We start from the raw sequence: 6,125 nt of genomic DNA, 5'->3' as shown, positions 1-6,125 counted from the left end.
AACAATGAACCATCAACAATGAACCATCAACAATGAACCATCAACAATCAACAAATGACGAATGACAAATGACAAATCAATCCACTCAAATTCTACTTATTGACGATGACCCAATTTTCCGATTAGGTTTAGTCACAGCCCTGGAAGCCTTTGCTGATTTAGATATCGTAGCTGAGGTTGATACAGCAACGGCAGCCTTAGAAAGTTTAACCACCTTATTCCCCCAAGAACAGGTTAATTTAATTATCTTAGACTTGGCATTAGGGCGATCGCTCGGCAGTCCCCTAACTGGACTATCCTTGTGCCAGCAACTTAAGACAGATTATCCCAACCTACCCATCTTATTGCTAACCGCCCCATCGGAAACCAATCAGCTTACCGCTGCCAAAGGTTTGGGAGTGGAAGGGTACTGTGCTAAAGGATGTGCTATCACCTTAATTGTGGAAGCCATTCGACAAGTCAAAGCGGGTGAATCCTACTGGCAAATGTTACCCACCCCCGCCAATTCATTACCTCCCCCACGGTGGCATACCCAATTACGCCAGTCAGGATTACAACAAATTGAAGCGGCTTTAAAACAGGTAACGGCACAACTTCAACAGGGAAATTTATCCCGCCTAGATTGGCTATTTTGGACGGGACGCCGTCGAGAGTTATTGACAGCCCGTTGGCTGGTGAATCAACTATTACCGACAGATTCCGGACTTGTTCCCTCTAATAATAGTAATAGCCTTGCTGAACCTCAGCTACGTTTAAATCCTTCATCACCTCGTCCTCCTGTCCCCCAAAATCGTCTGCGCCAATCCCCCACCAGTGCTTTATCCAAAACCTCCTCTGAGGCGTTGCAGTTTCAACCGTCTACACCCCAGGCGGTGACGTTGACCAAACTGGATTCTAGTTTGGCAAATTTGACGAATACTCCCTTGGAAATCGATATTTTGCAAGTGGAGAGACGCCGGGAATTACTGCGTACCGTCCTCTACAAGTTCGAGGAAATGCTGGATGCTTTGCGCTTTTCCCAGGTAACGATGGAGCAGTTGACCCAGAAGCGATCGCGCTTATTACATGATTTATGGCAAGTTTCTCTAACTAACTTTTTTGGTAAATATTCAACCTTAGTCATCGGCAATCAAAATATCGAAATGGTTGAGATTTTGCGGCAAGATCGAGATGTAGTGCAAAGAGCTATTTTAGATAAAATTCCTTTGGTGATTGAGTTATTAGGAAATCGGCTATTTGAAACCCCATTGATGATTGATAACGTATCATATCCTGCCCATACGCCAGAAGCCATGGCGCGAGCAGAGTTATTGTTGCAGAATCTAATTATTCAAGTTGCTAATGGTGTAATCCAACCCCTGTTAAACGAGTTTTCTGATATTGAAATTGTTAAACATGATTTTTATGATAAACGGTTAATATCTTCACGGGAAATTACCAGATTTAGAAATAATTTATCCTGGAAATATCGGCGTAACCAATATATCGATGAACCCCAAGCCATTTTTGAAAGTCGCTATGATTTATTTGTTTTGAGCGAAATTGGCATCAAAAAAGTCGCCATTTATTCCCCTCGGCGTCAAGAATTAGAACAACTACAGGGTACTCAACTAGCCGTCACCATCGCCTATGAACTTCGGGATGCGATCGCGCCACGTTTACGGGGAACAGTTGGCTGGGTTGGTAAAGGCGTAGTTTATGTTTTAACGCAAGTCTTAGGACGAGGAATTGGTTTAATTCTACGGGGCGTTATTCAAGGCGTGGGTAGTGCATGGCAAGATACATGGTTTGGCAAAAATGGAGAACGGGGAAAGTGAAACTAAGTTCAATAAACCGAAACGTTTTCGGTTGCAATCACAAGGGAGCCTAGGAGCAGATGAGCCTAGAAGCAGGGGAGCAGGGGAGCAAAGTTTGTGATCTACTAAGTAGGTTGGTGGAAATAAAATCAACTATATTAACTTATCTAAATAGCGTAGGGGCGGGTTTAACCGATAACGTTTTGGTACAAACTGATAACGAGACTAAACCCGCCCTTTGCTTAACTTGGATGTAGGACAAGTTCTAATCAGAAATTGTACTTGTTTTCTTGCCTAAAGAATCTAACCAACCAGGATAGAAATCGGCAATCTTGACTATAATTATGTTCAGACAAGATTGTACCATCAGGCATAATTGCCCCACTCCAATCGGCTCCATTCAGATTAGCAGCACTCACCTCTGCACCACTCAAATTTGCCCCCTGTAAATCTGCCTGTTCCAAATTCGCCCAATTTAAATCCGAATTACTCAAGTTAGCACATCTCAACTTAACTTGACTAAGATTAGCCCAATTCAGAATTACCCCACTCAAATTTGCTCCACTTAAATTCGCTCCTGTCAAATCTGCCCAACTGAGAACTTCGTCACTCAAATTGACACCTTGAAAATCCCGTTGTCCGGCTGCATATCGCTGTAGCAATTCCTCCGCCGTCATTTTTATCGATCTATATGGGCTAAATCGATGGCTATGGATATGATGGACACAAGACTCTATAGGTTCTCTGCCAATACAGAAATAAGCAAGCTGCATACTGTTATATCCCCGATAAATTAACGTTGCAATTTTCGGTCATTTCGGGGAAAAAGTAATTGAACTAAATCTTAATAAAGGGTGAACGTGATCGCAGTAAAGGCTATACTGAAATCGGTGTTAAGCGTGACCGGAAAACCGCAGACACCTGACGCAAGGCAACGCTCAGGAGTGACAAACGTCACAACGGGGAGTATGGGGGCGGAGGTGCGGAGGTGCAGATGGGGAAGATGAGGAAGATGGGGTTGTAGAGACGTTCCGGTGGAACGTCTGGAAGATGGGGAAGCAAATGACAAATGACAAATGACGATCCTCCCCGTTAAGGTATTAAAATGCGCCTGGATTCAGACTCAGTTTTTACCCCCTGAAATGGCTAAATTTGCCCCGACAAAGGCATAATAGTTGGGCTTGCCCCGATAGTGGAGGCTGATGAATGGGCAACTCCTTAGGCTTAGGCTAAAGTTTCTGGGCAGTATCCTAGTCCCATGGTAAACTGTTGGCGAAACGCTTCAATATCAGTCTTGTCAGGGTTACCATGAGATACCACAGCGACTTGGTAGCGACGCATGACATCGATGGGAGATTGTCCGGTATCGAGGCTCCAAAACGCCATTTGCAAGCGCATGTCGGGTTGGAACGGAATTCCCAATTCGCCCATGAAGGCTTGGAAATCTCCATGTTGCTGAGGCGTGAGGGGATGGTTCATTTTAACTTTAATGACCCAGCCATCAATTTGATGAATCACTGTTGTATATTGAACGGGAAGCTGGATCATGGAGTGGAGGTACTCAACCACTCGCAGTGTCAAACTCGCATTGGCTAAAAAATAAAGGTAATCCATAGGGCAGCTAGGGGTGGAGTCAAGGAATTGCTATACCTTCATTCTGACAACGGGGATCAGGAATTGGTAGGGGAAAAGCCCCCGCTCTTAACTGGGGGATCATACCCAATTCCGTTGTTTTAGGTCTTGACCCTGTGTCTTTGGGGATTCGTACCCGATCGCACAAGGCAAGTCGCGGTATAGAGTAGAGCTAAAACCCTGACCCGTTCATGACCTACCCAATTTGTCAAAAATTGCTCATAAGCTGTACTTGATCCGAAGAACTATCCATGACGAATGACCTATTGCTTTCCAGCTATAACTATGATCTGCCAGAGGGTCGGATTGCTCAAACACCCATTTCCCCTAGAGATAGTTCTCGTTTGCTCGTGGTTGAGTCTCCAACTCAGCACCAACACTGCATTTTCCGAGATTTACCTCAGTTGTTGCGTTCCGGCGACCTGTTGGTTCTGAATAATACCCGGGTAATCCCAGCTCGACTTTATGGTCGCAAGATAACAGGTACGCCTGTGGAAGTGTTATTGCTGGAGGAACGGGGACAGAACTGTTGGTTGGCATTGGTGAAACCAGGACGACGGCTAAAAGTGGGTTCAACAATAGTCTTTGAACCTGATCAACCTATTGTTCCGGCAAGTCATGGAAAGACTCCTCTATCTTCAGACGATACAGAAACACCAAGACAGGACAATATAAAGAATAGATCTCCCCTGAAGGCAAAAATTATCGCCAGAGATGATGCAACCAGTGGGCGTCTATTGCAGTTTGACCTACCCAAGGGGCAGTCCCTAGTCACCCTGTTACCTAACTATGGTCAAGTGCCTTTTCCGCCTTACATCACCCACTCTCAAGCCACACCCGATCAGTATCAAACCGTATACGCCCAAATCCCTGGTGCAGTAGCCGCACCGACAGCCGGATTACATTTCACCCCCGAACTTTTGAAACAGTGTCACATAAGCGGAATTGAGCAGGCGTCGATTACATTGCACGTTGGTGTTGGTACATTTCGCCCGGTGGAAATCGAAGATGTGACGAATCATCAAATGCATGGCGAATGGTTGGAGATACCCGCCGCAACGGTGGCACAAATTCAGCAAACCAAAGCCGCCGGGGGGCGGGTGATTGCCGTTGGCACAACCGTGGTTAGGGCGTTGGAGGGGGCGGCGACGAGTGGGGAGTTGCAGCCCTATTGTGGCAAAACTGAATTATTTATTTATCCCGGCTATCAGTGGCGGGTGGTTGATGGGTTGATTACCAATTTTCACTTACCCCGTTCTACTTTGTTGATGCTAGTGAGTGCATTGATTGGCAGAGAACGACTGTTGAAGTTGTATGCTGAAGCGATCGCGTATAATTATCGATTTTATTCCTTTGGTGATGCCATGCTGATTTTGCCAGAAGCTGTTAACCATTAAAGGGCGAACCAATCGGGGAGTGAAATTGGCACTATTAAGATAGGACGCTATAAACCCTTTCCCCCGCCCACATTCCTTATTCAATTTCCCAATCGTCTTCTACCATGTCTAAACACTACCACCTCCGCTTTGGACTTGCCGCCGCGATCGCACTCAGTTTCCTGTCGGTTGATCCCGCCTTGTCCGATAGTCTACCCAAGCGCCAGCACAGTAAGCAGTTAGTTGAGGGACTATATACGAATGACCTAGAAGCGGCGACCTTTTTTCAACAAGGTGTCATGCGCTATAATCGCGGCGACTTCAAAGCCGCCGAGTTAGCCTTTCGCAAAGCCCTACAGGAAGATCCGTTGATCCCGATGGCACGGTATTTACTGGGGAATGCCCTGTTTCAGCAAGGTCAAATTGACTCGGCGGCTGAACAATACCAGATGGCAATTGGTCTCGATCCGAATATGCCAGAGGCGCATTACAATCTGGGCTTGATGTTATACCAGCAAGGCAATATCGAGGAAGCGATTAGTGCCTATCAACAGGCGATCGCTCTTAATCCCAATTTAGCCGCCGCTCGCTATAATTTGGGCTTAGCATTAGAAGCAGTCGGTGATACTGAAGCAGCGCTGAGTGAATACCAACAAGCCGTTCGCCTCAATCCTAACTCAGCGGTGGCTAAGTACAATTTGGCATTACTCCTCGCCAAACAAAACCAAATCGATTCTGCGATCGCGGCACTACGGCAAGCCCTTCGCAACGATTCACAATTCGTACAAGCCCATTATCAACTAGGATTGCTGCTAGCTCAACAAAACCAGATTACCGAAGCCAAAAATTCCTTTCTCAGAGCAACCCAAATCAATTCACGATTTGCACCCGCTCACTATCGGCTGGGGCTAATTTTTCTGCAACAAGGGGATGCAGAAGAAGCTATTCGCAGATTTAATTGGGTGACGCAGATAGATCCTGACAATGTAGATGCTTATCGCCAATTGGGAGCCGCACTGATTAAAAACGGGGAATATGAGCAAGCGATCGCGGCACTGGAACGCGCCATATCACTCGATCCTTACGATTCGCTAGCGCACTACAATTTAGCCGTAGCGCTGCATCGAAATCAGCAGTATGAGGATGCGATTTCCGAATATCAACAAGCCATTCTGCTCAATCCCAAACTATCACTAGCGTTTTACAACCTGGGAATTGCCCTCCAGCAAGTTGGACGGGGACAAGAGGCAGTTTCCTTCCTCTTAGAAGCCAGGAATTTGTTTATTGAAGAAGGAAATTTGGAGAAAATTGATGCGGTTGA

At 46.0% G+C, this 6,125-nt stretch carries 5 protein-coding genes; 3 read left to right on the top strand and 2 right to left on the bottom strand.

Going from position 1 to position 6,125, the window contains the following annotated elements:
- Positions 1-68: 68 nt before the first annotated feature.
- Positions 69-1,817 (top strand): DUF3685 domain-containing protein, encoded by a 1,749-nt coding sequence (locus ACLFWI_RS25405; protein ID WP_446415230.1) that lies wholly within the window; start codon positions 69-71, stop codon positions 1,815-1,817.
- Between the two features lie 248 nt (positions 1,818-2,065).
- On the opposite strand, the gene ACLFWI_RS25400 is transcribed toward ACLFWI_RS25405, so the two are convergent.
- Together ACLFWI_RS25400 and ACLFWI_RS25395 are read right to left on the bottom strand one after the other, a co-directional pair.
- Entirely contained in the window at positions 2,066-2,473 is a 408-nt protein-coding gene (locus tag ACLFWI_RS25400; protein ID WP_446415229.1) for a pentapeptide repeat-containing protein, read from the bottom strand.
- 547 nt (positions 2,474-3,020) lie between these two features.
- The gene (locus tag ACLFWI_RS25395) at positions 3,021-3,410 is read right to left on the bottom strand and encodes a hypothetical protein (protein ID WP_446415228.1); all 390 of its coding nucleotides are present in this window, start codon (positions 3,408-3,410) and stop codon (positions 3,021-3,023) included.
- A 269-nt stretch (positions 3,411-3,679) separates the two neighbouring features.
- On the opposite strand from ACLFWI_RS25395, the gene queA reads away from it, so the two are divergent.
- Both queA and ACLFWI_RS25385 read left to right on the top strand, forming a co-directional pair.
- Positions 3,680-4,825: a tRNA preQ1(34) S-adenosylmethionine ribosyltransferase-isomerase QueA gene (gene queA, locus ACLFWI_RS25390; RefSeq protein WP_446415227.1), complete on the top strand. Its 1,146-nt coding sequence runs from the start codon at positions 3,680-3,682 to the stop codon at positions 4,823-4,825.
- 104 nt (positions 4,826-4,929) lie between these two features.
- On the top strand, positions 4,930-6,125 hold a 1,196-nt coding region (locus ACLFWI_RS25385), incomplete at its 3' end, for a tetratricopeptide repeat protein (RefSeq protein WP_446415226.1).

The sequence above is a fragment of the Coleofasciculus sp. genome (assembly GCF_046539235.1).
GTDB lineage: Bacteria > Cyanobacteriota > Cyanobacteriia > Cyanobacteriales > Coleofasciculaceae > Coleofasciculus.
This window is presented reverse-complemented; position numbering and strand designations above follow the sequence as displayed.